Genomic DNA, 25,180 nt, shown 5'->3' on the forward strand with positions numbered 1-25,180 from the left:
AGATTTCCGCAGTTTTCTTCGGCCCGACCCAGATGGCCTGTCCTAAGCGGTTATTGCATGAACTTGTCGGCCGTTGGCGCCTTGGCGTGCTTGCGCGCATCGCGGTGCAGGAGGATGACTTGCTCGGCCTCTGACAGCGCGTCCTGAGGCACATCATGGAAGGTCTCATCCGTGTGCAGATGCGGGGTCGGTGCATGCGGCTGCAGCACCGTGATTTTCTGGCGCACACCCCGCAGTTTTTCCTCGCCCAGCGTCGTCCATTCACCGCCGCAATAGCCGGCAAAGGCCTGGCTCGCCACGACTTCGCGCGAATATTTCTTGGTCAGCGATTGCAGCCGCTGCACCTCGTTGACGGCGGAGCCGAAGGCGGAAAACGTCAGTCTGTCCTTCAGGCCGACATTGCCGAACATAACATTACCTACATGCAGGCCGATGCCGTAGGAAATCTTGCCGAGGCCATTGGCCTGCCGCTCGCTGTTGAGCTCGGCGACCCGCGACTGCGCCTGGTGAACGGCAGAAAGTGCCGACTGACAGGCGATTTTCGACGGGTCCTTGTGGCGGCCGCAGGGGTAGACGGCCAGAAAGCCATCGCCGATGAAGCTCAGAATCTCACCGCCATTGCGGTTGAAAGGTGCCGCGATCGCATCGAAGAACTGGTTCAGCGTATCGATGTAATTCTGCCGGCCTTCCTTTTCGGCATAAACGGTGGACTGGCGCATATCCCCCATGACGAGTGCTGCGCGGATGGTTTCGCCGTCGCCGCGTCGGATCTGGCCGTTCAACACGCGCTTTCCCGCATCGCCGCCGAGATAGGTGGTCAGCATGTTGTTGGCGAGCTTGCCGAGCACGGCCATCTTGGCGGCAACGGCGAGGTGATTCTGCATGCGCAGCAGGGCGTCGATCATGTCGTCAGAAAAGCCGGAATGGCTGTCCGTCGACCACGAACCCATCATCCCCTGCACCGAGCCATCGCCGAAAGGCTGCACGAAGGCGAGATAGTCGGTAATCCGCTCAGCGCGAAGATCGGCGAAGACGGGGAACTCCACAGGGCCGTCCGCCGGGATATGGCGACGGATATGTTGCAGATTGTTGTCGAGGAGATAATAGTAGGGGCTCTGCAGGAAGCGGTCCGGCTTCTGCCCCGCCGCGTGGCGATACCCTTCGATCGTCACGCCGCTTGCTCGCCGCCAGGTGAAGCTGAGCGCATCGTACAGGGGATGCAGCATCGAGAAAGTCAGGTGGACACGCGCGATCGGAAGGCCGGCGGCCGCGATGCGCTCGCAAAAGCCGCGAACGATGTTTTCGAGATCGTCTCCCGCGAGCGATGAATTCGTCAGCCACTCAGCAACACGGTCCAGTAGAATTGAAGAAACCCGAGTATCGATCGCGCCCATGCCTGCCAATATCCTCATAAGGCGCGTCACCCCCCCCCGAAAAAACGTCGGATAATCGTCCAGCCGCACCACGTGCGCCAGGCGAAATAAGGATGAACGAGCAGAATTATTGTGTCAACGATCCGCCAAAGCGGCGGAGGTACCTGTCAGGCCACATGAATGCGGCCGGATAAGCTGCCTTTTGATGGTTGGTTATACACTCTAGATAGGTCCGCCATCAGCGCGAGACAATGGGCGCGGACCAAATTCCGCTGCTCCGTCAAATGTCTGCGGGAAGCCGAGCCATTTTAGCAACACCGCGACGAACGGCCCATCAGATGGCGCTCCGCGTTCACGTTCGCGTCAGTTGTCCAATATGGCGTTTGGCGGGTTTAATTCGCCGCGATCTTACACTAGATCAGAGTTCCTTTCTGTTTCAGGCGAGACCCGCTTTGCAAAGCACCTCTGTATTCGACGATCTTTTCAACAAGATCGAGACACGCACGGCCCGCGCCGGTATCATCGGCCTCGGCTATGTCGGCCTGCCGCTCGCCATGGCGATCGCCCGTAGCGGCTTCTCGGTCACCGGCTTCGACGTCGATCCGAAGAAGATCGTCGCCATCGATGCGCGCAGCTCCTATATCGATGCGGTCACCAGCGCCGACCTGCAGGCTCAGATCGATGCCGGCCGCTTTGCCGCGACGACCGAATTTGCCAGCCTAGCCGAGTGCGACGTCTTCGTCATCTGCGTGCCGACGCCGCTCACGAAGCACCGCGATCCGGATCTGTCCTTCGTCGAGGCGACATCGCGCACGATCGCCGAGCATCTCCGCAAGGGCCAACTCGTCGTGCTGGAATCGACGACATATCCTGGGACCACCGATGATGTGGTGAAGGTCATCCTTGAGAAGACCGGCCTGAAATCCGGGAACGATTTCTTCGTCGGCTTCTCGCCGGAACGGGAAGATCCCGGCAACCAGCACTTCAACACGGCCACGATCCCCAAGGTCGTTGCCGGCGACGGCGCACAGGCTCTGTCGTTGATGTCGGCTTTCTATGGCGCTGCCGTGAAGACGGTGGTCCCGGTGTCGTCGAATGCGACCGCCGAAGCAGTCAAGCTGACGGAAAACATCTTCCGGTCCGTCAATATCGCGCTCGTCAACGAGCTGAAGACGGTCTACGCCGCCATGGGCATCGATGTCTGGGAAGTGATCGATGCGGCCAAGACCAAGCCGTTCGGCTACATGCCGTTCTATCCGGGGCCGGGGCTGGGCGGTCACTGCATCCCGATCGATCCCTTCTATCTCACCTGGAAGTCACGCGAATACGAACTTCCCACGCGTTTCATCGAGCTCGCCGGCGAGATCAACTCGGCGATGCCGCGCTATGTGGTGGGCAAGCTTGCCGAAGCGCTGGATATCCGCGTCGGCAAGGCGCTGAGCCGTTCGCGCGTTCTCATGATCGGCCTCGCCTACAAGAAGAACGTCGCGGATATTCGCGAGAGCCCATCCTTGCGGCTGATCGAGGTGATCGAGGAACGTGGTGGCCGCGCGGATTATCACGATCCGCATGTGCCGGAGATTCCATCCACGCGTGAGTATCAGGCGCTGAAGGGTCGTCAGTCCGTAGAGCTTAGCGACGAGGTGCTTGCCGGCTATGACGCGATCCTGATCGCAACGGATCACGACGGCGTCGACTACAAGCGCCTTGCGGAAAGCGGCGCGCTGATCGTCGATACGCGCAACGTCTTCGCTCGGCTCGGGATTGCCGCCGAGACCATCATCAAGGCGTGACTTCGTCGATTGACAGCGTCTTGCCGGTCATCTGGCTGGCGGCGACGGCGTAGCCGCCGCTTGCTCCGTCGATGAAATGCATATGATCGCGCGATAGCGGCGTCGGCACGAAGCAAGTCATCAGTGCCGATGTCTGGCTGTGAAGGCCATAGCGCGCGATGCCGTCGGCTTGTGCCTTCTCCAAAAGTGCCCGGATCAGACCGAGGCGATGCGCATCGATGTCGAGCGTCATCTTCAGGCCATCGTCGAATTTGCGAAAGTCGGAGTTGCCGGCGACGTCGCGCTTGTAGAGCCGCGCATCGAAGGTGCCGAACTTCAGGTTTAGCTTGTGCAGGATCACGGTGAGCGCGATCTGCAGCATGATGATAATTCGCTGCCGCAGCCGCCCCGCATGCGGCGCCGTCGCCCGGACCTCCCGGTTGATACCTTTCAGCGAAAAGCCAAGTGCCGGCCCATCGGCCGGTACCGGATGCGCGTCGCGGCTCTGCTCGGCGGAGATAGCGACCACGTCGCTGACCAGCTGCCGGAATTCCGGCGTCACACCCCGCTCGCCCGGCACCGCGATGATCGAGGCGATTTCGCCATTGCGGGATTCGATCGGGTTCCAGCGACAGGAGAGACCGGTCAGATCCGGACGCGTGCCCGCCGGCGCCGGCTCGATGGCGTAACGCCCTTCCTTCATCTGCCTCTCGGCCCAGTTGCCGCCACCGCCCGCAAACATCGCGTAGCTCACAAACGGGCTTGCGGAATATCGGGCGACGCGAACGTCCAATCCCTCGCGCCTGACGTCGCTGAGCGGCACCAGCGCAATGCGCAGCGTCAGCTGCAGATCTTCCTCGGCCCATCGCTGAGCCGCGGCAAGCGCCTCGCGCGCCGCCGTTTCCATCGAGCCAGGCAAGGCGACGATCGCTCCATCTCCGCCGAAAACGAAGGGGTAGTCGCCCTTGCCGAGCGCGTTGAGCACAGCTGAGATGACGCTCGCGCCGGCCATGTTCACGTCCTTGTAGCGGCCATCCATGATAGCCTGCGTCGACCCAACGATATCGGCAACCGCCAACACCCAATCATCAGGCAGGCGGCGATAATTGTTCGTATCTGTCACGCCCTCGAATTGGTCGAAGACTGGCACGCTGGCGAAGAAGCTGTCGTCGGAGATTTCGTTCATACGAGAGTTAGAACAGACAGGCCGATCTGCGGCAATGGCATTTTCGGCGCGGACCGATCTTGGCCAATTCCAATTCTTCGCGCGGGGGGCGAAGACAATAACCTTCATGTGAGTTTGCCGTATGCTGGCGCATGTCGGCTTGCACGCTCGGACCTTTGCCGCTAGCTCTGTCGCCAACGTACACGCCTGCAACGCGTGGCTGCGGAACCGCAAACTATAGCCTTTGCGGTAATGCGCTCACGGCAGGCATGCATCCATCCCACAAGCGCGATGTCTTCGCATCCGCTCTCAAGAACTACGAACGGACACAGTCGCAAATGAGCCGCCTCGACAGCTTCATTCGCCGTTTGACGGCCCAGCGTGATATTCTGAATTCCATCGTCGATCTCGTTCAAAAGATAGACGGCCCCGTCCTCGAATTCGGGCTTGGCAATGGCCGGACCTACGATCATCTGCGTGAGCATTTTCCCGATCGCCGCATCATCGCCTTCGACCGCGATGTGCGCTCCTATTCGTCCTCGACGCCTCCGGCCGAGAACATGGTGACAGGCGAGATCCGCGAATCGGGCCAAGCCTTCCTCGGCATCGGTGCTGCTCTCGCACATGCCGATATCGGAACGGGTCATGATGAGATCGATGCGGTAACGCTGACGTGGCTGCCGCAACTGATGGTTGGCGTTCTGGCAACGGGCGGGATCGCTGTCAGCGGTCTGCCGATCGAACGGCCAGAGCTTGAGCCGCTGCCGCTTCCACCAGGCATCAAGGAAGGCCGCTACTATCTTTACCGTCGGCGTTGATCAGGGCAGGAACAGCACGTCGTACTGATCGATGTCGCCGGGAAGGTCCGTCACGGTCATTTCCTTCTCTCCGTCTTCGAAGAAGACAAGGCAGCGATCGTAGAAACCGGCAAGCGTGGCGATAAACTCGCCTGTCTGCGCCGGGCCGTAAAAGCTTGGTGTGAACTCCATGTAGAGCGGCACGCGTCGCGACATGAGCGGTACCATGGACCGGCACGCCACCGGTTCGTATCCCTCGATATCCATCCAGACGAGACCGATCGCGGCAGGGTCGATCGAAAGATCGGCCAAAATCTCCGTCACCGGCCGAACCGGGACGCTGATCTTCGTGTCGCTGGCGCTTTGCCGGATGGCGCTGCTCTTGCCGTGATTGTTGGCATTCATGAAAAAATCAATTTCGCCCGACGTGTCACCGGCCGCGTAATTGACCGCCGTCACTCTACTGTCGAGCCGATTCTGCCGCAGATTGAGCTGCAGAAGCGGAAAGTTGCGGGGGTCGGGCTCGATCGTAACGATGTGCCGATAGGCGCCGCTGAGCGCGAAATAGACCGTCTGCGTGCCGATATTGCCGCCGATCTCAAGCAGGTGGCCGTCACCGCGCAACAGGCCGCGTTGCTGCAGGATCGTCAACAAGCGATCGACGTGATCGCGCTCGAAATGGCCCTTACGAAACACCTTGCGGCCGATGTAGTCGGCCGGCGAAAAGGTCATCAGGTGATCGCCGGCATCGACAGTCATCGAGACGACGCGCGGCCCGATGCTTTCGATCAAGACACGGCGGCCGGTGCGCGTATCTAAAAGCTTGCCAGCGATCGCGTTGCGCATCTTGCGCCAGCGCTTCATCCAGTATTTGGCGGTCAGCCGCGGTTGGCCGGGCATCAGGTCTGTCCTTCGAGCAGTTCGATCGCCTTGTCTCGCGGAATGACGTAAACTTTCAAGGGCAGTACGCGGCCTCTGACGCTGATTTCACGACTTTCTATCCCGCCCATGTCGGCACCGGCGAGAGCCGCTACCGGTTCGGAGACGACGAGCGCAACTTCGAATTCCTTCGCCGCGGCCTCCAGGCGGCTGGCGACGTTCACCATGTCGCCGATCGCCGTCGTGCTGCGGGCGCGGCCGAAGCCCAGCGTTCCCACCACCGCCGGGCCGGTATGGATGCCGATGGCGATGCGCAGCGGCATCGACAGTTCGTCCGACAGTTCCGCGCTGAGCTTCTCGATGTCGCGCGCGATCGATGCCGCAGCCGTCAGTGCTTGGCGGCAGGCCTCCTCGGGCGAGGTGCCGATGCCGAAGAGCGCCATGGCGCCGTCGCCGATGAACTTGTCGACCCGGCCGCCGGCCTTCTCGACCGCATTGCCGACCAGCGCGAAATAGCGGTTCAGCAGGAAGACGATATCGAAGGGCAGGCGGTCCTCGGTCAGCGCCGTGAAGTCGCGTATGTCGCAGAAGAGAACGGCGATTTCGCGCTCCCGGCCGGGCGTCGTTTCCTGCGTGTTGGCGGGCAACGCGGTCTCCGTCGCGCGAAGCAGAAGCGGCACCACGGTCACGTCTTGCGTTGGGCGCAGCTGACAAGCAAGCCGCACATCGGGTGCGGCGTTGATGCGCTTCAGCGTCGATTGCTCCATCCGGTCTGGAGCAGGAAGCGCCTCGAGATTGCTCAGCACCTGCACCCGGCAGGTCGAGCACTGCCCCTTGCCGCCACAGACGGAATAATGCGGTATCCCACCAAGTCTACTTGCTTCAAGAACCGTGAAGCCGCGCGGAACACGCACCACTTCCCCACCCTGATAGTGCACCGTGATCTGGTCGACACGTTCTCTCCAGCGGCGATGCGTTCTGGCCGCGACGACGAGAAACAAGGCACCTGCGAACGAGCCGTAAAGCCCGGTGCGGATCATCCTAACTTCCGCGATCGCTTCCGGGTCCTTCATGTAGCGCGCATTGAGGTTTGACTCGTAGCGACTGCTATCTGCAATACCCTCATAGGCCGGCTCGGCAATGGTGCGGCCCATCTCGATGAAACCAAGAATGGCGAGAACCGGCACGAGAATAGCCACGACCAGCAGCGACGCCGCTATATCCGTGTACCAGTTGCGATAACGTAGCCAGTAGTGCAGGCCGATGCAGCCGTGGAACCAAACGAACACGAGCGCGACCACCTGGCGCAGCCCATTGCCGGGCGCGGTGATCCACAGCGTGCGCATGATCGTTTCGTAGTTGTCGCGGTAGCCGTAGAGCGCATGAACGACACGCGTGCCGATCACGTGGTCGATCAACAAGATGGGAATTGCCAGACCGAGAATGATCTGGGCAAGCTCGCCCTTGGGCATGACGAGGCTGCGGCGGATGTAGATCGAGCGCAAGACCAGTGCGATGTGGGTGAAGATCGCGCCGTAGAGCGCCAGCGTGCCGACCGGATTTCGCCACAGTGCGGTGAAAAACCGTCTACCGTCTTCCGCCGCCGAAACGGAAATGAGGCCGAGCGCATGATTGGAAAAATGCAGGAACGCGAAGGCGAACATGACGAGGCCGGAGCCGAGCCGCGCGCGCCTGATCGAGCGTTCCGAAAAAATGCTGCTGACTGCGCCGCTCGCCATTCAATACCGTTCTTGAAACCCAAATCACATTTGCACTAGTGATAGGGCAATTGAGGTTTTATTGCCGCCTTTCGACCGTCCGCGCACGTCACATGTTCGTCAGCAAGCCGTAAGGATGAAGACCATAGCAAACTTTCGCCCGGCGGGCACAGGGGCCGGTCTTGAACACTGCGTCTCAAAGTGCGTGACCACATGCGCATAGCATTTTACGCACCGCTGAAATCGCCCAACCATCCAGTGCCCTCGGGCGATCGGCTGATGGCGCGGCTGCTGATCCGCGCCTTGCAGATGAGTGGGCATGAGGTCGACGTCGCGTCGGAGTTCCGCAGTTTCGCGTCGTCGCCGGAAGCGGCGGCAATGGTCGAAGGCGAAGCGGCCTCGGAACTGCAGCGATTGCGGGCCGAATGGTCGGGCGGAGACAAGCCCGATCTTTGGTTCTGCTATCACCCCTATTATAAATCCGTCGATCCGTTCGGACCGACGCTTTGCGCGGAATTCGGCATTCCTCTTGTCACCGCGGAAGCATCCTACTCTCCCAAACGCAATCAGACCGATTGGGCGCCGTATCAGGCGCGGATCGGCGCGATGGTCCGGGATGCAGCGGTCAATATCGGCTTCACGCGGCGCGACCGAGAGGGTCTCGAGCGGGCAATCCCCGAAGCGCACATCGCGGCACTTGCCCCCTTCATCGATACTGCGGCATTTGAGGGCCTCCAGCCAGTGCCGGAGCCCACACGGCTGATCACGGTCGCGATGATGCGCGCCGGCGACAAGATGCAGAGCTACGCGATGCTCGCCGAAGCGCTGGCCACGATAAGAGACAAGCCTTGGACGCTTGCGATTGTGGGTGACGGTCCGATGCGCGGTGAGGTCGAGCGCCTGTTTGCGGCATTCGAGCGGGGGCGGACCGATTGGCTCGGAGAGCGTGGTGCTGACGATATCGTCCAGGAGCTTGGAAGATCAAGCATCTACGTATGGCCCGGCTGCGGTGAAGCGTACGGGCTTGCCTATCTCGAGGCACAGGCGGCGGGCCTACCTGTGGTCGCGCAGAACACAGCGGGCGTTCCCGAAGTCGCGCAAACTGGCGCAACCGGACTGCTGACAGCCGAAGGGGATATCGCCGCCTACGCTTCAGCGATCGGCGAACTGCTCGACGATGCCTCGAAACGCACCGAGATGGCGAACGCGGCACGCCGCTTCGTTCTGGCCGAACGGTCGCTTGCGATTGCGGCAAAGGCGATCGACGAGATTTTATGCAGATACACAGGAAGACAATGATGATGGCTCACGACATCTGGGCGCCATTGCGGGCTGAGCTCGATCGGTGGCAGGCAGTCGGCAAGGCAGCTCGCCTCTGGCTTCGCGACGACGATGCGATCGAGCCGACGCCGGCGTTGGAACAGCTACTGAAGCTGACCAAGGACGCTAACGTGCCTTTAACGCTCGCAGTCATCCCAGCGTCCACGGGCGAGGCTCTTGCAGCGCGGTTGGCTGACGAGCGGCAGGTCATGGTGGCCTTGCATGGATGGTCGCACACCAATCACGCAGGGCCTGACGAGAAGAAGCAGGAACTCGGCGCCCATCGCGCGCCGGAAGTCGTGCTCGGCGAGTTGCGCGACGGCTTTGCCATTCTGCAACGGCTTTTCGGCCCGCGCTTCATCTCGATGCTGGTGCCGCCCTGGAACAGGATCAACGGTGCGCTTATCGCAGAGTTGCCGGCGCTTGGCCTTGAAACCCTGTCCGTCTACGGAGCGGCGAAGGCAGGAAGCCCGATACGCCTCCTGAACACCCACGTCGATATCATGAACTGGCACGGCATCCGTGGCGGCAGGCCGCATGACGAGCTGATAGCTGACATGGTGAGGGAACTGCGGGCCCGCTTCGATCACGATGCCGAGCCGATCGGCATACTCACGCACCATCTCGTGCATGATGAGACTGCTTGGGCGTTCCTTGCCGACCTTCTGGCCGAGACGAGCGCCCATCCCGCCGTCGCCTGGAAATCGGCGGCGGCGTTGGTCGGAGCCTAGAGTTCGAGAACCTGGTTATCCCGCGCCGCGAACGAGCTCGGGAAGGCGGCCTGCGCCTGCTTTTCCATGTCTTCCAGTTGCGCATCGGTGCGCGAGGGTGCGTGGTGGAAGAGCGCGAACTGCTTGGTGCCTGCCATCTTCGCCAGTTCGATGCCATGCTGCCAGGTCGAGTGGCCGAAGCCCTTGAAGCGCTGCATCTCGTCTTCGTTGTAGGTACAGTCGTAGACGGCGAGATCGACGTCCTTCATCATTTCCAACGCGACGGGATCATGGCTGCCGGGCGTGTGCTCGATATCATAGACCAGCGCGATGGAGCGGCCCTGATATTCGACGCGATAGCCGATCGCGCCACCGGGGTGGTTCAGCATGAAGGTCTTGATCCTGACGCCTGGATGCGGTTCCAGAATCTGTCCGGCGTGAAAATCGCGAAAGCTCATCGTCGCCTGGCAGATGTCGGTTTTGACAGGGAACCATGGCGGGCTGATGAACTGCTCGATCATCTCGCGCGTGGTCATCTTGCCATCGAGATGGCCGGACCAGATGCGAAGATCGATTGCCGGATAGTAGATGGCCTTGAAGAAGGGCAACCCGATGATGTGGTCATAGTGACAGTGGCTGAAGAACAGATCGACGTCGCGGACCTGCTCGTTGAGCATGCAGAGCCCGGCCTCGCGGGCGCCGGAGCCCGCGTCGAAGATCATACGGTGTTCGCCACAGCGAATCTCGATGCAGGAGGTGTTGCCACCATAGCGATCGAACTCGGGTCCGGAGACCGGGATACTGCCGCGAACGCCCCAGAACTTTACTTGAAAGAGATCTTTACTCATCGCTTTTTCAAAATGGTCCGACCCCACCGCGCTAACGTGATCATCATTTGATGCCAAGCGTGGCATTCCACAAGCCGTCTTGTTTTACGTACCGCATCCACCCTATCAAACCAACCGGTGGAATTTCTTAAGCAACCGGGTTTTGTCGCAGAAAGCAACAGCTTATGGTTCGATTTTCGTAAATTGCGGTGCGCTTTTGGTCAGCTTGCAGTGCCGAATCCTGATTTTCCTGAAAAATATATGGGAATTCGAATACGGGAATGCAAATGGCCGCCGATCCCACTTAAGTCGAAGGTTTCCCACTTGCCGTCTTGCTCGACGCTCATCCTTGGTCGTGCGATCATCCGACGCGTCGCCGCCCAATCGCCCGATTCTCAGCGACGGCGTCTTCATGGCATTCAGTGTTTCAGGTTCGCGTCCGTAACAGGACGATCCGTGTGGAAAACGAGGTGGTGCGTGGCAGGCGATGCTGATCATGGTTCGATTGCGAGGAAGAACGGCTACTTCATTACCGCCGTGGTGATCGCGATGCTGGCAGGATTGCCGCTGGCGGTGTGGATGGATGTGAGCAATCTCTCGCAAAGCGCGCTGAAGCGGCAGGCTCAGGACATGAGCTCGCTGATAACAGGCATTCGCTCCTACTACGCCACCAATGTCGTTGGCCGGATACTGGCGGCACACGCGGCTGGAGTGGACAGCGGCACGCCGGTCACCCACGAATATGCGACCATTCCCGGCGCGATCCCGATACCCGCGACGCTCTCGCTTGAGCTTGGGGACGTGATCAGGCAACAGCAGGCGAACATCACTTATCGCTTCGTTTCCGACCTGCCGTTCAACAAGCGGGCGCCGCATGATCTCGACCGTTTCGAGACCGCGTCCCTGGCCGCGCTGCGGGCCGATCCAAAACAGACCTTGAGCGACATCAAGAGAAGCGGGTTCACCAATACTTTTCGTCTGGTCACGCCGGTGCTCATGGCTCAAGCCTGCGTTGCCTGCCATAACACGCATCCGGAGAGCCCAAAGAGAGATTGGAAGATTGGCGACGTTCGCGGCATTCAGGAGGTCATCATCCGGCAACCCTTCGCCGCCAACGTCTTCGCCTTCAAATACCTGCTGCTTTACTTTCTTTGTTCAGCCGGTCTCGGCATGGCGTTGATTTTGCTGCAACAACGTCAAGCGACATTGATCCAGGGCTTCAACCGCGACCTGGAATCCGCCAACGAATTCCTGGCCAGCGTATCGATGAAGATTTCCCGCTATCTGTCGCCACAGATCTACAAGGGGATCTTCAGCGGCCAGAAGGACGTCGTGGTTCATACCGAACGCAAGCGGCTGACGATCTTCTTCTCCGACATCAAGGATTTCACCGCGACGACCGAACGCCTGCAGCCGGAGGCGTTGACGGAAATGCTCAACGAATACCTGACCGAGATGTCGGCGATCGCTCTGAAGCATGGCGGCACGCTCGACAAGTTCATCGGCGACGCCGTGCTTGTCTTCTTCGGCGATCCCGAGACCAATGGGGCGGCGGAAGATGCGAAGGCCTGTCTGAAGATGGCGATCGACATGCAGCACCGGCTTGGCGAGCTGAAGGCAAAATGGCGCGGCGACGGCACGGAAGAGCCGTTTGTTGTCCGCATGGGGATCAATAGCGGCTACTGCAATGTCGGCAACTTCGGTAGCAATGACCGAATGGACTACACGATCATCGGCGCCGAGGCCAACCTGGCGGCCCGCCTGCAGTCGATCGCCGAGGGCGGCAAGATCGTGATCAGCTACGAAACCTATGCGCTGGTGAAAGACATCGTTGATGCCACGCCGCTGCCGCCGATCACCATGAAGGGCATCCAGCGGGAGATCGTGCCCTATGCCGTCAATGGCCTGCTGCTTGGCGAGGATCATGCGATCCGCGTCATGAGCGAGCATTTCTCTGGGCTCGACCTGCACCTCGATATCGGGCAACTGGACCCCAAGGAGCGCGCGCGGGTTCGCGCGGCGCTTGCCGAGGCGATGGCCGCGCTCGATGAGCGCGACGCGCAGCGTTGAGATGAACCGCCGCTGCTGCGCGCGCGGATTTCGCTTAGCTGCTCCTCGGGACGAACACGGCCACGCTTTCGCGCTCGACCGTCAGCGGTTCACTGACATCAAGTCTGGTGAATGGCTCGTCCGCACCAGTCGCCAGCACGCGGCTCCACTCCTCGATCCCGTTAACTTGAGGCAGTCGGACCTCGCAATCTCCGCCGGCGTTGAACACCATGAACACGCCGGTGCGCTTTTCAGCGTCAGGCGTGTTGGCGCTGTAGGACATGTAGACGCTGAGCAGGCGCAGTTCCGGATCGTTCCAATCCTCTTCACCCATCTGCTCACCATCCGGCCGATACCAGGCGATTTCGGTGCGCCCATCCTCGCCCATGGCGCCGGTCAGGAAGCGCTCCTGGCGAAGCTCCGAGTGGTCTTTGCGGAGCGCGATCATCTTCTGGCAGAAGTCGAGGAAGGGATCGTCGAGGCTCGACCAATCGATCCAGCCGATCTCGTTGTCCTGGCAATAGGCGTTGTTGTTGCCGCCCTGGCTGTTCCCGACCTCATCGCCGGCCACGATCATCGGCACGCCTTGGCTCAGAAGCAGCGTCGCCATCATGTTGCGGCGGCGGCGGGCGCGGGCATCGCGGATGCCGGCATCATCGGTCGCACCCTCGGCGCCCATATTGTCGGAGTGATTGTCCGAATGGCCGTCGCGATTGTCCTCGCCGTTCGCCTCGTTGTGCTTGTCGTTGAAGCACACCGTGTCCATCAACGTGAAGCCGTCATGGGCGGATAGGAGGTTGACCGACGATGTCGCCGCGCGGTCGGAGTGGTTGAACTGCAGCTGCGAGCCGGTAAGGCGCGACGCGATGTCAGGCGCCATGCCGCCGTCGCCCTTCCAGAAGCGCCTGGTGTCGTCGCGAAACTTGTCGTTCCATTCCCGGAACGGATGCGGAAAGCCGCCGACCTGGTAGCCACCTTCGCCGACATCCCAGGGTTCGGCTATCAGCTTCACGCCTGACAGGATGGGGTCCTGGCGGATCGCTCCGAAGAAGATGCCCTGGCGGTCGAAATCGAGGTCCTGACGCCCGAGCGTGCTGGCAAGGTCGAAGCGGAAGCCATCCACGTGCATGACGCCGACCCAGTAGCGCAGGCTGTCGAGCACCATGCGCATGACCATGGGGTGCGCAACGTTCAGTGTGTTGCCGGTGCCCGTCGTGTCGTAGGTGTGGCGAGGATCGTCGGGGGAGAGGATGTAGTAGCTGGCATTGTCGAGCCCGCGGAAGGAGAGCGTCGGTCCGCGTTCGCTGCCCTCGGCGGTGTGATTGTAGACCACATCCATGATGACCTCGATGCCGGCGGCGTGGAACGCCTTCACCATCGTCTTGAACTCGGTGATCTTGCTTCCCGACAGGTATCGCGGCTGCGGCGCGAAGAAGCCCAGCGTCTGGTAGCCCCAGTAATTGGTGAGGCCCTTCTCAAGCAGATAGCGGTCGTTGGGAAAATGCTGGATCGGCAACAGCTCGATCGCCGAGATACCGAGCTTGGTCAGGTGGTCGATGATCGGCTCGCTGCACATGCCGAGAAAGGTGCCGCGTAGCTCGTCGGGCACATCGGGATGCATCATCGTCATCCCGCGCACATGCGCCTCGTAGATGATCGTGTCCGTCCACGTTCTGCGGATCGCCTGATCGCCATCCCAGTCGAAATCCGGATCCTGCACGATCCCTTTCACCATATAGGGAGCGCTATCGCGGTCGTCGAAGGATAGATCGTCATCCTTGGCGCCGATCATGTAGCCGTAGAGTGCGTCGTCCCATTTGAGTTCGCCGAGCACCTGCTTGGCATAGGGGTCGAGCAGCAGCTTGTTCGGATTGAACCGATGGCCGGCCTGCGGGTCGTAAGGGCCGTGAGCGCGATAGCCGTAGACTGTGCCGGGGCCGACGCCCGCGATGTAGCCGGACCAGATGTCGCCCTCGCGCTTTGGCAGCGCCATGCGCGCAACCTCCTCCTTGCCATCTGGCGAGAAGAGGCATAGCTCCATCTGTTCGGCATGGGCGGAAAACACCGCGAAATGCGTTCCCTGGCCGGTATATTCAGCACCCAGTTCGGGCTTGAGAAAGTCGAGTTCTGAAAACGAAAAGCTCATGGAACGCCCCCGCTTGGTTGTTAGCCTGCAGGGAACGTTGTTGCGCTGCAAAAGTTCCTTGGATCACGGCGAGGGCGTATCGATTTGCGCCACTGAAGATCAGGGCATCAGCTGCCCACCATTGACCTCGATGATCTGGCCGGTGACGTAGCCCGATAGCGTCGGCGATGCGAGAAACAGATAGGCGCCGACGCAATCCTCGGGCGTGCCAACGAAGCCCATCGGGATCGACTTGCGCTGCATCTCCATCTGCTCGTCGTTGGTGTAGCGTTCATGGAACGGCGTGGCGATCACGCCTGGCGCCACCGCGTTGACGCGAATGCGGTCGGCGACGAATTCCTTCGCATGGCCGCGGGTGATGGTGGAGACGAAGCCCTTGGCGGCCGCGTAAAGAATAGCGCCGCCACCGCCGCCGTTTCGCGCCGCGATCGATGTAGTGTTGATGATGAAGCCGCCCTGCTTCTTCAGCCAGGGATGGGCGGCGCGGGTGGCGGCCAGCACGGAGCGGGCGTTGAGGTCCATCACCTTCTCGTAATGCTCGTCGGTGAATTCCGAGGTCGGTTTGCGGCCGAGCATGCCTCCGGCATTGTTCACCAAGCCATCGAGATGGCCGAATGTCTTGGCGGTTTCTTCGACAACGCGCTCGGTCTCACCCTCCTTCGACACGTCGCCATGCACGAGATGGACGTGACCGCCCGCCACCTTGATCTCGTCGGCCAGCGCTTCTGCCTGCTCGCGGCTCGAATTGTAATGAATGCCGACCTTCATTTCCTGCCCCGCAAGCGCCCTGGCGAGCGCCGCGCCAATCCCCGTTGAGGCGCCGGTGATCAGAACGGCCTTGCCGGCCAGATCGGGAATTTTGATTGCCGCAAGCGATTGCGCAAGATGTGCCATGAAAACGATCTCCCAGTTTTATCGAAAGGCCGACGCGCGTCCGGCCAAGATGATGTCCCGCCGGGATTAGATTGGAGATCAGTTGCCCGCGTCAAGCTCCGGGTAGTGACGGAAGATGCCGTCTTCGTTGAAGGCGAGCCGGCGAGGGGAGGCGAGATAGGCGGCGATCCGGGGACGCTCGCGCACCGCCGCATGCAGATCGGCCAAGGCGGTGTAGCGGTCCTGGTAGCCCTTCATCGCATTCGGAAATGCATAGCAGAGACCTTCGATCACCTGGAACAGCGAGAGATCGACATAGGAAAGCTCCGAGCCGACGATGTGCCGCGAGCCGCTCGGGTTCTGTTGCAGCGCGCGTTCGAAATAGCCAAGGTATTTCGGGATACGCTCATCGATGAACGCAGTGGAACGGGCCTTTGCTTCGGCCTTCTGATCCTCGTAGTAGAGCCCCGTCGAGATAGGATGGTGGGTGTCGTGCACCTCGGAGACGAAATCGGTGATCGTCAGCTGAAGCCCGTTCGCGGTGTAGCGCAGCTTTTCATCGGAAGGCGCGAGCACGAGCTTCGGCCCGAGGTAGAAAAGGATGTTGGCAACGTGCGAAATCAGGATGTCACCGCCCTTCAGAAAGGGTGGGGCAAATACGGTCGTCGAATCCAACCCGTGATCCAGGATCTCCAGCATGGCATCGGTGCCCATGCCCGGTTGCTCGTCTCTCACGACGTCGACGTAATCGGCGCCCGCTTCCTCGAGCGCGAGGCGCACGAACTCGCCGCGTCCCTGAATACCGTTCCAATAGTAGAGTTGATAGGCCATACGCGCCTCCCTGAGGGCGCCTGGTCGCTGGATCGTCGTGCAGACGCCGCCTGTTTAGATTATCGGCGATCGGCATCGCCGCAAGGTATCTACTTTCGGCCATACCAGCGTGAAACAGCCGCGATGCGTTCGAATGCCGATCGGCGCATCGAAATGGCGGCTGGCTTTTCTCGGAAGAAGAAGGCCACGAGATTGTCGACGACGACGACAAGCAGCATGGCGAGCGCCAGATAGGCCGTTGCAGCAAGGACCAGGGTCGGCATTTTATCTCACACCGGAGCGATGAACATGTAGCAACCTGCTACGATGAGGGAAACGAGAATTACGTCGAAGTAGCTGCGGTTCATGACCATTCTCCCAGTTTTGCAGGAGAACCGTCAAAAGGTCACTTTTGTTCCATTGGGAACCGCCGCCACAGCACTTTTAAGTAAGTCCGAAATTGCGCTGCGACTGAAGATCTTGCTGGCATTCATTCAATACGACTGAATTAATGCAGAGATGTGACTGAAATGAAAACAGGGCGCCCCGGAGGCGCCCTTTTAAATCAATAATTTGCAGAGATCACGCCGACTTTCGCGGCGAGGATTTCTTGGGCGCACTTTTGGTCGCCTTGGCGGCGCTACTCACCTTGATCTCGGGAGCTGCGCGTTTCGTTCTGCTCTTGACTTCCTTGCCATCGGCGGACGCGGCGGACCCTTCGAGCGCGGCGCGCTCTTTCATCGCCTGTTCCCAATGCGCATGATCACGCCCGCTGGGGCGGCCTTCCTCTTCCCAAAGCGCATACGCGCGCTTCTGAACCCACTCTCTTTGAGTTTCCGTCATCGCCGATCTCCACTGCAGGGATGCCATCGTTCAAACGCGATACTGATTGAAGAGTTCCAGACGAATCGGATTGTTTCAAGTAATTTCTGACACACTGCAAAAATATATGTGGCGTTGCAGCACGATGCTTATCGAAGGCGCGGCATGTGCCCCCAAATACGGGCATTCCGGGGCGGCGGCTGGCGCGGTTATACTGTCATCAGACCGTGTCGGAGATTCACCGGGGATGCCAAGCATGTGTCACCCAAGGGCGTGATTGAACAGTCCTGAATTGCCGCTATATCTTGGTTGCATGTTTTATCTCATATCGACCTATTGGCCGCATATCCTGTTTGTTATTTCGTTGCTCATGGGGGCTGCCGCGGCAATCCACGCGACCATGACGAAGGAAGAGGTGCGCGCCGCGATCGGTTGGGTCGGCGTCATCGTCCTGTCGCCCATCGTTGGCGCCGTGCTTTATGCCATCGCCGGCATCAACCGCATAAGGCGAGCGTCCTTGAGCCTGCGCCGCGACGCGCTAATGCCGCAGGCCGATCTCGATGAACTGGAAACCTTCGACGCCGAAGCCGACATTGTCATCAGCGGTTTCGGCCGTCGTTTCGCGGCCCTGCAGACGCTCGGCGACCGTGTGGCGCGTAGCCCGATCGCGACCGGCAACACGATCGACATGCTCGAGACCGGCGATGATTGCTACGCCGCGATGAAGGCGTCGATCGACGGTGCCGAGCGAAGCGTTCTTCTCGAAACGTATATCTTCGATCGCGACCCGATTGGCCTCCGGATCGCCGACGCGCTGATCGCGGCGACGAAGCGCGGCGTGCAGGTCCGCGTGCTGATCGACGCCGTCGGCGCCCGCTACTCGGTGCCGAGCATCCTCGGTTACCTTGAGGATGGTGGTGTTTCGGTTTCCGTGTTCAACGGCAATGTCATCATCGGGCTGCGCTTGCCCTACGCCAACCTCAGAACGCACAGAAAGATCGTAATCGTCGACGGCCGTGTGGCGCTGACCGGCGGGATGAACATCCGGGCCGGTTTCACGCGCGAGTTTGCCGGCGAGGACTTCGCGCGCGACACGCATTTCATGGTCACCGGGCCGGTTGTCGCCGACCTGTTCGATATCGCGGCTGAAGACTGGCGTTTCACGACCGGTGAGGAGCTGACCGGCGACGAGTGGCGGATCGCAGCACCCGAGCGGGAGCCTGGCGATCCCGTCTTCATGCGCGTCGTCGCGTCAGGACCCGACAGAAGGGTGGAGACGAACCACAAGATGCTGATGGGGGCCTTTTCGGTCGCCCGTACGTCGATCAAGATCATGTCGCCTTACTTCCTGCCGGATCGCGAGCTGATCAGCGCGCTGGCGACGGCGGCGCGCCGAGGCGTCGAGGTCGATATCGTCGTTCCCGCCGCCAATAATCTTGTTCTGGTAGACAGGGCGATGACCGCGCAGTTCGACCAGATCGTCAGCAACTACTGCCGCATCTGGCGCGCCAGCGGCGCGTTCAGCCATTCGAAGCTGTTGTCGATCGATGGCGTCTGGTCTTATGTCGGCTCGTCCAATCTCGATCCGCGCTCCCTGCGGCTGAATTTCGAGATCGATCTCGAAGTTTTGAACGAGGGCTTCGCCAACGAGATCGAGGAACATATCGACGAGGCGATCCGGTCTGCCGCGCCGGTTACGCTGCAAGGCTTGCGGTCCGCGCCGTTTCCGGTGCGCCTGCTGAACAAGGTTCTCTGGCTCGGCTCGCCCTATCTCTGAGCGATTTTTGCATGCTCTGACATGGCAACTTTGAGCGGAGCGCCTATACTGAAGCCAGGGAACCCATTCGCTTCATGGAGCACCGGAAAACAGCGATGCATGCCAGGAACAACAATCTGCCAGCAAGCATTCTTGCTTCCATCCGAAACCACAGGAAGCGCGTCGAACTGGCTCATGCCAGTCCGATGTCACGCCCGGAAGGCACGCTGATTGCGTCCTACAATGTGCATAAATGCGTGGGCAACGACAGACGCTTCGACCCTGATCGCACCAGCCGCGTCATCCATGAAATCGACGCCGACGTCATCGCCCTTCAGGAGGCGGATACGCGTTTCGGCGAACGAACGGGCATTCTCGATCTGCCGCGCCTGGAAAGAGAGAGCGGCTTGGTGCCCGTGCCGATCAGCGGCGTGAACAAGGCGCATGGCTGGCACGGCAATGTGGTGCTCTTCAAGAAGGGGCTGGTTCGAGACGTTCACCAGATCAAGCTTCCGGGCCTGGAACCGCGCGGCGCGCTCGTCGCGGAGCTCGATCTGGAAAGAGGCGGCGCGCTGCGGATCATCGCCGCGCATTTCGGCCTTCTGAGGCATTCGAGAGCGCAGCAGGCGAAGGTGCTGCTCGAGTTGATGGCGGACAAGTCCGACATGCCGACCATCCTGCTCGGCGACTTGAACGAATGGCGGCTGGGCGACCGCTCGTCGCTTCATTCGTTTCAGTCGATCTTCGGTCCGCAGCCGCTCGCCGTGCCAAGCTTTCCAGCGCGTTTGCCGGTGCTTGCGCTCGATCGCATCATAGCAAATCGCTCGGGCGTGCTGACCACGGTCGAAGCTCACGATACGCCATTGTCGCGTGTCGCTTCCGATCATCTTCCGATCAAGGCTTTCGTCAATCTGCGGGAAGACGCCAAGTCCGCCTGATACGACTGCAACCGTGCCCGGTTTACCATAGGCGCCTCGCGCACCTTGACACAGCCTCCAGTCGTGAGAGGGTCTGCGCGGATCGGCACAGGGCCGGCACGGAGAGTATTGAAATGCGAAGCGCACGCCATCATCATGGAGATGCGGTCAGGCGGTCGATTGTGACGGCGCGGCGTGCCATCGCAGCCGTCTCCCTGCTTTCAATCTGTCTTGCGGCGCCCTCGCTCGCTGCAGACGAAGCCGTGCAGACGGAGGCGTCGAGAGCACAGGTCGCGAAGCTGCTGGACAAGATGGGCGAGCATTATGCGAGGGCGAGCACGCTCTCCGAACGCCGGGCCGCCTTCGAGCAGTTGATGCAAAAGACGCCGGGCCCATCACGGGTGCAGATCAAGGAGGTCGACGCCGGTGGCGTGGATGCCGAAATGATATGGCCGGCGCGGCTTCACTATTCGATCGGCAAGCGCGCAATTCTCTATGTCCATGGCGGCGGCTTCTACAGCGGTTCGCTCGACACGCATCGCGCTTCGGCCGCATCCTTTGCAAAGGCGGCATCGGCGGATGTGCTGCTGATCGACTATCGCCTCGCGCCGGAATATCCCTATCCCTCCCAGATCGACGACACGTTGACCGCCTACCTGTGGCTGCTCGATTCCGGATATGAAAGCGGCAACATCGTTGTGCTCGGTGATTCCGTCGGCGGCAACCTCGCGATCGAAGCGGTGCTGCGGCAGATCAAGCTTCAAGGGCCGCCGCCCGCGGCTGTGATCACCATCAGCGCGGTGACCGATCTTGCGGCAACCGGTGCATCGATCAAGACCAACGCCGTCAACGATCCATTCGGCAATGCATTGCAGATCGAGGCGGCGCGCAAGGCCTATCTCGGCGATCGCTCGCCAACGGACCCGCGCGTGTCGCCGCTCTATGCCGACATGAAGGGCTTTCCGCCGCTTTTGATGCAGGTCGGCTCCAAGGAGATTTCGCTCGACGACACCTTGCGTCTTGCCGACAAGGCCAAGCAGGCCGGCGTCGATGTGACGACGGAGGTGCTGCCGGGAATGATCCACCAATGGCAGCTGTTTCCGTTCTGGCTCGACGATGCCCGCAAGTCCAACCAGCGTGCCGCCGAATTCGCACTCCAGCATTTCGCCGACAAGCCGCGTCAGTAGACGCGGCAAGCGTTTCGATGGGCGCATCTATAACCCCGGCCGCCACAAGGCGCATTCGTGCCTCGCGGTCGAGCCGATTATAGGCAATCGTCAAGTAGACCTGAAGAGCTTCCAGCGGGTCGGGCGAAACGCGATGCCGCCTTGGTCAAGGCCGCCTGCCGCTGCTGGCGGCAGTTCAAGCTCGATCGGCGGATGGCCCTGTCCGATGTCGATCTCGACGTGGCGCGTTCCAGCAACGCGGCGGCTGCTGGTGACGACACCGGCGATGCCTTCCGCGCCATTACGAATCTCGATGTCGTGCGGGCGGAAGTAGAGGCTCGCCTCGCCGTCAGCCTCGCCCTCGGCGCGGATGCCGAGCGAGCGCCCATCGAACCAGATTTCGCCGTTGGAAATTTTGACCTTCAGACAGTTCGATTGGCCGACGAAGCCGAAGACGAAGGGCGAATTCGGGTGATCGTAGACATCATCGGGCGTGCCGACCTGTTCGATCGCGCCCTGGCTCATGACCACAACGCGGTCCGCGAGTTCCATCGCCTCATCCTGGTCGTGGGTGACGAAGATGGTCGTGTGTCCCGTCCTGTCGTGGATCTCGCGCAGCCACTTGCGCAGATCCTTGCGGACCTGCGCGTCGAGCGCGCCGAAAGGCTCGTCGAGCAGAAGCACGTTCGGCTCCACCGCCATGGCGCGCGCCAGCGCCACACGCTGCCGCTGGCCGCCGGAGAGCTGCGCGGGATAGCGCTTTTCGAGGCCGGGGAGCTGGACGAGATCAAGCAGTTCCAGCGCTCTGCGGCGTATTTCGTCCTTCGGAGGACGGCGCGAGGAATGGCGAACCTTCAGGCCGAAGGCGACGTTGTCGAGCACCGTCATGTGGCGGAACAGCGCGTAGTGCTGGAACACGAAGCCGATATTGCGCTCCTGCACGCTCTTGCGAGACGCGTCTTCGTCGCCGAAGTAGATAAGGCCGTCTGTCGGGCTTTCGAGCCCGGCGATCAGGCGCAAGAGTGTCGTCTTGCCGGAGCCCGACGGACCAAGCAGCGCGATCAGCTCGCCGGAGCGGATATCGAGCGACACGTCATGCAGAGCCGGAAACCGATCGAATTCCTTGCGTAGGTTTTGAACACGAACTTCCATTCTAATTCCTCAGTGCCGCCGGCTCGCGGCGATTTCGTCGCTGTATCGCATTTCCAGCAAGGTCTTCAAAACAAGGGTGACGAGCGCGAGCAGCGCCAGTAGCGTGGCAACGGCGAAAGCCCCGGTGAAATTATACTCGTTGTAGAGGATTTCCACTTGCAGCGGCATGGTGTTGGTCTGGCCGCGAATGTGGCCGGAGACGACCGAGACGGCGCCGAACTCGCCCATGGCGCGGGCGTTGCAAAGAAGCACGCCGTAAAGCAGCCCCCATTTGATGTTCGGCAAGGTCACGTGCCAGAAGGTCTGCCAACCGCTGGCGCCAAGCGAGATCGCGGCCTCTTCATCGCCGGTTCCCTGTTCCTGCATGAGCGGAATGAGCTCGCGGGCGACGAAGGGGAAGGTGACGAACATGGTCGCCAGGATCAATCCTGGAACCGCGAAGAGGATCTTGATGCTGTGGGCGCTCAGCCATTGCCCGAGATAGGTGTTGGCGCCGAGCAGCAGAACGAAGACCAGACCCGATATGACCGGCGAGACCGAGAAGGGCAGGTCGATCAGCGTTGTCAGAAAGGCCTTGCCCTTGAACTCGAACTTGGCGATTGCCCAGGCGGCAGCCACGCCGAAGACGACGTTCAACGGCACGCTGATGCCGGCGACGATCAGGGTTAGCCGGATAGCCGAAAAGGTCTCGGCATCCTGCAAGGCCGTGAAGAAGGCGGTCGGCCCCTTCCGCAGTGCTTCGACGAACACGGCTGTCAGCGGCAGGATCAGGATCAACGTCAGGAACACCAGCGAGGCGACGATCAGCGTCCACCGCGCCCATCGGTGCTCGGTGACGACGGAGCGCACTTTCGTGGCGGGCGAAGCGTGAGTTTCATGCGCCATTGCCATACCTCCGTCTGCTCCAACTCTGGATAAGGTTGATCACGAGAAGCATGGCGAAGGACAGCACCAGCATTACGGCGGCGATGCCGGTGGCTGCCGCATAGTTGTACTCTTCGAGCTTGATGACGATCAGCAGCGGGGCGATCTCCGATTTGAACGGCAGGTTGCCGGCGATGAAGATGACCGATCCGTACTCGCCGACACCGCGCGCGAAAGCCAGCGCGAAGCCCGTGAGAACCGCAGGCGCCAGGCCAGGCAACAGAACCCGGGTGATCGTCTGCAGGCGGTTCGCGCCGAGCGTGGCGGCGGCCTCCTCGACCTCCTTGTCGATCTCCTCCATGACAGGCTGCACCGTGCGCACCACAAAGGGCAAGCCGACGAAGACGAGTGCCACGACGATACCAACAGGGGTGAAGGCGATTCTGATGCCGAGCGGCGTCAGGAACTGACCAAGCCAGCCGTTGGGCGCATAGAGCGTCGCAAGCGCGATGCCGGCGACGGCGGTCGGCAGCGCGAAGGGCAGGTCGACCATGGCGTCGATGATGCGCTTGCCGGGAAAACGGTAACGCACCAGCACCCAGGCAAGCACGATGCCGAAGATGACGTTGACGCAGGCGGCCGCGAATGCGGTGCCGAAGCTGATCCGCAGCGCGTTCACCGTGCGGGCATCGATCGCGATCGACCAGAATTTCTCCCAGCCGAGTTCGCTCGAACGCCATGCGAGGCCCGAGAGGGGGATGAGGATAAGAAGGGTGAGCCAGATCAAGGTAAAGCCGAGTGCCATTCCAAATCCTGGAATGACACTCGGCCGCCTGAACCGCCACCGCGTGGGGCTATGTGCTCTCATGCGATGTATTATTGTGCCGGCTTGTAGATTTGGTCAAACACGCCGCCATCGCCGAAGAATTTCGGCTGCGCTTCCTTCCAGCCGCCGAAATCGTCGATCGTTGCAAGCGTCAGCTTCGGGAAGCGGGCGATATCGGCGGGGTCGGCGGCCTCGGGCTTGATCGGGCGGTAATAGTGCTTGGCCGCGATCTTCTGGCCCTCGTCGGAATAGAGGTAGTTCAGATAGGCCTCGGCGACCTTGCGCGTGCCCTTCTTGTCGACATTGCCGTCGACCACCGCGACCGGCGGGTCGGCACGGATCGAGAAGCTCGGGGTCACGATCTCGAACTGATCGGGGCCCAATTCTTCAAGCGAGAGATAGGCTTCGTTTTCCCAGGCAAGAAGCACGTCACCCAGTCCGCGCTGGACGAAGGTGGTGGTCGCGCCGCGTGCGCCGGTGTCGAGCACGGGAACGTGCTGAAGCAGGCTCGTCACATAGGCCTGCGCCTTTGCCTCATCGCCGCCGTTTGCCTGTTTGGCCCAAGCCCAGGCAGCAAGGAAGTTCCAGCGTGCGCCGCCCGATGTCTTCGGGTTCGGCGTGATCACCTGGACGTCGTCCTTCACGAGATCGGCCCAGTCCTTGATGCCCTTCGGATTGCCCTTGCGGACCAGGAACACGATGGTGGAGGTGTAAGGTGTCGAGTTGTTGGGAAGCTTGCTCTTCCAGTCGGCGGGGATCTTGCCGGTCTTCTGGGCGATCGCGTCAATGTCGCCTTCAAGCGCGAGCGTCACGACATCGGCATCAAGACCGTCGATAACCGAGCGCGCCTGGGCGCCGGAACCGCCATGCGAAGCCTGGACCGTCACCGTCTCGCCGGTGTCCTTCTGCCACTTCTGTGCGAAGGCGGCGTTGAAATCCTTATAGAGTTCCCGTGTCGGATCGTAAGATACGTTGAGAAGCGTCTGGTCGGCAAAAGCTGGTGCGACAGCGCCGATGGCGAAACTGCCTGCCAGAACCGCGGCCGCGAGAAGCCGGGTAATCCGTTGTGCGTGCATGGGAACCTCCTTCGTTTGTGATCCAAACTCTACCAAGTTGGTCGTATAATGAAACGAAGATTGTTTCTGTTCCATGCGGCGGTTTCGGAATGACGTGCCATTTCGTCCGCCGATTTGAAATGAATGTGCTGCTGAGCCTACAGCGCAAGCGACTGCGATTTG

Annotated in this window: 22 protein-coding genes; 8 read left to right on the forward strand and 14 right to left on the reverse strand. The window is 60.9% G+C overall.

The window, feature by feature from the left end; genetic code table 11:
- Positions 1-50: 50 nt before the first annotated feature.
- The gene (locus J5286_RS24775; RefSeq protein WP_209192450.1) at positions 51-1,394 is read right to left on the reverse strand and encodes an adenylate/guanylate cyclase domain-containing protein; all 1,344 of its coding nucleotides are present in this window, start codon (positions 1,392-1,394) and stop codon (positions 51-53) included.
- A 431-nt stretch (positions 1,395-1,825) separates the two neighbouring features.
- On the opposite strand from J5286_RS24775, the gene J5286_RS24780 reads away from it, so the two are divergent.
- On the forward strand, positions 1,826-3,166 hold the full coding sequence (locus J5286_RS24780) for a nucleotide sugar dehydrogenase (protein ID WP_209192451.1): 1,341 nt from the start codon (positions 1,826-1,828) through the stop codon (positions 3,164-3,166).
- Here J5286_RS24780 and J5286_RS24785 read toward each other — a convergent pair.
- Entirely contained in the window at positions 3,156-4,331 is a 1,176-nt protein-coding gene (locus J5286_RS24785) for a DUF3095 domain-containing protein (RefSeq protein WP_209192453.1), read from the reverse strand. The two genes, J5286_RS24780 and J5286_RS24785, sit on opposite strands and share 11 nt — an antisense overlap.
- A 317-nt stretch (positions 4,332-4,648) precedes the next feature.
- Here J5286_RS24785 and J5286_RS24790 point away from each other — a divergent pair, with 317 nt between their 5' ends.
- Positions 4,649-5,128, forward strand: coding sequence for a class I SAM-dependent methyltransferase (locus J5286_RS24790; protein ID WP_111560949.1), 480 nt, complete (start codon positions 4,649-4,651; stop codon positions 5,126-5,128).
- Here the strand turns inward: J5286_RS24790 and J5286_RS24795 are convergent, their stop codons facing one another.
- Positions 5,129-6,007, reverse strand: coding sequence for an FkbM family methyltransferase (locus J5286_RS24795; protein ID WP_209192454.1), 879 nt, complete (start codon positions 6,005-6,007; stop codon positions 5,129-5,131).
- Positions 6,007-7,725 (reverse strand): adenylate/guanylate cyclase domain-containing protein, encoded by a 1,719-nt coding sequence (locus J5286_RS24800; RefSeq protein ID WP_209192455.1) that lies wholly within the window; start codon positions 7,723-7,725, stop codon positions 6,007-6,009. Before J5286_RS24800 ends, J5286_RS24795 begins: the two co-directional genes overlap by 1 nt.
- 192 nt (positions 7,726-7,917) lie before the next feature.
- On the opposite strand from J5286_RS24800, the gene J5286_RS24805 reads away from it, so the two are divergent.
- Both J5286_RS24805 and J5286_RS24810 read left to right on the forward strand, forming a co-directional pair.
- Entirely contained in the window at positions 7,918-9,003 is a 1,086-nt protein-coding gene (locus J5286_RS24805; protein WP_209192456.1) for a glycosyltransferase family 4 protein, read from the forward strand.
- Positions 9,003-9,755 (forward strand): polysaccharide deacetylase family protein, encoded by a 753-nt coding sequence (locus tag J5286_RS24810; protein ID WP_209192457.1) that lies wholly within the window; start codon positions 9,003-9,005, stop codon positions 9,753-9,755. Before J5286_RS24805 ends, J5286_RS24810 begins: the two co-directional genes overlap by 1 nt.
- On the opposite strand, the gene J5286_RS24815 is transcribed toward J5286_RS24810, so the two are convergent.
- Positions 9,752-10,582 carry an MBL fold metallo-hydrolase gene (locus J5286_RS24815; RefSeq protein WP_209192458.1) on the reverse strand — a complete coding sequence of 277 codons (831 nt, stop codon included), beginning with the start codon at positions 10,580-10,582 and terminating at the stop codon, positions 9,752-9,754. The genes J5286_RS24810 and J5286_RS24815 overlap by 4 nt on opposite strands.
- A gap of 528 nt (positions 10,583-11,110) precedes the next feature.
- On the opposite strand from J5286_RS24815, the gene J5286_RS24820 reads away from it, so the two are divergent.
- A complete protein-coding gene (locus J5286_RS24820; RefSeq protein WP_209192974.1) occupies positions 11,111-12,631 on the forward strand; it encodes an adenylate/guanylate cyclase domain-containing protein in 1,521 nt (506 codons plus the stop codon).
- Positions 12,632-12,665: 34 nt separating this feature from the next.
- Here J5286_RS24820 and glgX read toward each other — a convergent pair whose 3' ends face one another.
- From glgX to J5286_RS24845, 5 genes are all read right to left on the reverse strand, one after another.
- Entirely contained in the window at positions 12,666-14,756 is a 2,091-nt protein-coding gene (gene glgX, locus J5286_RS24825; protein WP_209192459.1) for a glycogen debranching protein GlgX, read from the reverse strand.
- Positions 14,757-14,855: 99 nt separating this feature from the next.
- The gene (locus J5286_RS24830; RefSeq protein WP_209192460.1) at positions 14,856-15,650 is read right to left on the reverse strand and encodes an SDR family NAD(P)-dependent oxidoreductase; all 795 of its coding nucleotides are present in this window, start codon (positions 15,648-15,650) and stop codon (positions 14,856-14,858) included.
- A 78-nt stretch (positions 15,651-15,728) separates the two neighbouring features.
- A complete protein-coding gene (locus J5286_RS24835) occupies positions 15,729-16,460 on the reverse strand; it encodes a glutathione S-transferase (protein WP_209192461.1) in 732 nt (243 codons plus the stop codon).
- Between the two features lie 89 nt (positions 16,461-16,549).
- Complete coding sequence (locus tag J5286_RS24840) at positions 16,550-16,723, reverse strand: hypothetical protein (protein ID WP_018901217.1); 174 nt, start codon at positions 16,721-16,723, stop codon at positions 16,550-16,552.
- Positions 16,724-17,021: 298 nt separating this feature from the next.
- The gene (locus J5286_RS24845; RefSeq protein WP_209192463.1) at positions 17,022-17,282 is read right to left on the reverse strand and encodes a DUF2934 domain-containing protein; all 261 of its coding nucleotides are present in this window, start codon (positions 17,280-17,282) and stop codon (positions 17,022-17,024) included.
- Between the two features lie 292 nt (positions 17,283-17,574).
- Here J5286_RS24845 and J5286_RS24850 point away from each other — a divergent pair, with 292 nt between their 5' ends.
- The 3 genes from J5286_RS24850 to J5286_RS24860 all read left to right on the forward strand — a co-directional run bounded on the left by J5286_RS24850 (position 17,575) and on the right by J5286_RS24860 (position 21,121).
- Positions 17,575-19,038 carry a phospholipase D-like domain-containing protein gene (locus J5286_RS24850; RefSeq protein WP_112436649.1) on the forward strand — a complete coding sequence of 488 codons (1,464 nt, stop codon included), beginning with the start codon at positions 17,575-17,577 and terminating at the stop codon, positions 19,036-19,038.
- Positions 19,039-19,133: 95 nt separating this feature from the next.
- Entirely contained in the window at positions 19,134-19,955 is an 822-nt protein-coding gene (locus J5286_RS24855; protein WP_209192465.1) for an endonuclease/exonuclease/phosphatase family protein, read from the forward strand.
- 179 nt (positions 19,956-20,134) lie between these two features.
- A complete protein-coding gene (locus J5286_RS24860; RefSeq protein WP_449090039.1) occupies positions 20,135-21,121 on the forward strand; it encodes an alpha/beta hydrolase in 987 nt (328 codons plus the stop codon).
- Between the two features lie 90 nt (positions 21,122-21,211).
- Here J5286_RS24860 and J5286_RS24865 read toward each other — a convergent pair whose 3' ends face one another.
- From J5286_RS24865 to J5286_RS24880, 4 genes are read right to left on the reverse strand one after another with little or no spacing between them, the layout of a single operon-like run.
- Complete coding sequence (locus tag J5286_RS24865; protein ID WP_209192466.1) at positions 21,212-22,252, reverse strand: sulfate/molybdate ABC transporter ATP-binding protein; 1,041 nt, start codon at positions 22,250-22,252, stop codon at positions 21,212-21,214.
- Between the two features lie 9 nt (positions 22,253-22,261).
- A complete protein-coding gene (gene cysW / locus J5286_RS24870) occupies positions 22,262-23,137 on the reverse strand; it encodes a sulfate ABC transporter permease subunit CysW (RefSeq protein WP_112436653.1) in 876 nt (291 codons plus the stop codon).
- The gene (gene cysT / locus J5286_RS24875) at positions 23,127-23,984 is read right to left on the reverse strand and encodes a sulfate ABC transporter permease subunit CysT (RefSeq protein ID WP_209192468.1); all 858 of its coding nucleotides are present in this window, start codon (positions 23,982-23,984) and stop codon (positions 23,127-23,129) included. Before cysT ends, cysW begins: the two co-directional genes overlap by 11 nt.
- 8 nt (positions 23,985-23,992) lie before the next feature.
- The gene (locus J5286_RS24880) at positions 23,993-25,018 is read right to left on the reverse strand and encodes a sulfate ABC transporter substrate-binding protein (RefSeq protein ID WP_209192470.1); all 1,026 of its coding nucleotides are present in this window, start codon (positions 25,016-25,018) and stop codon (positions 23,993-23,995) included.
- Positions 25,019-25,180: the final 162 nt, after the last annotated feature.

Origin of the sequence: Rhizobium sp. 16-488-2b, assembly GCF_017741815.1 — a bacterium.
Classification (GTDB): Bacteria; Pseudomonadota; Alphaproteobacteria; order Rhizobiales; family Rhizobiaceae; genus Rhizobium.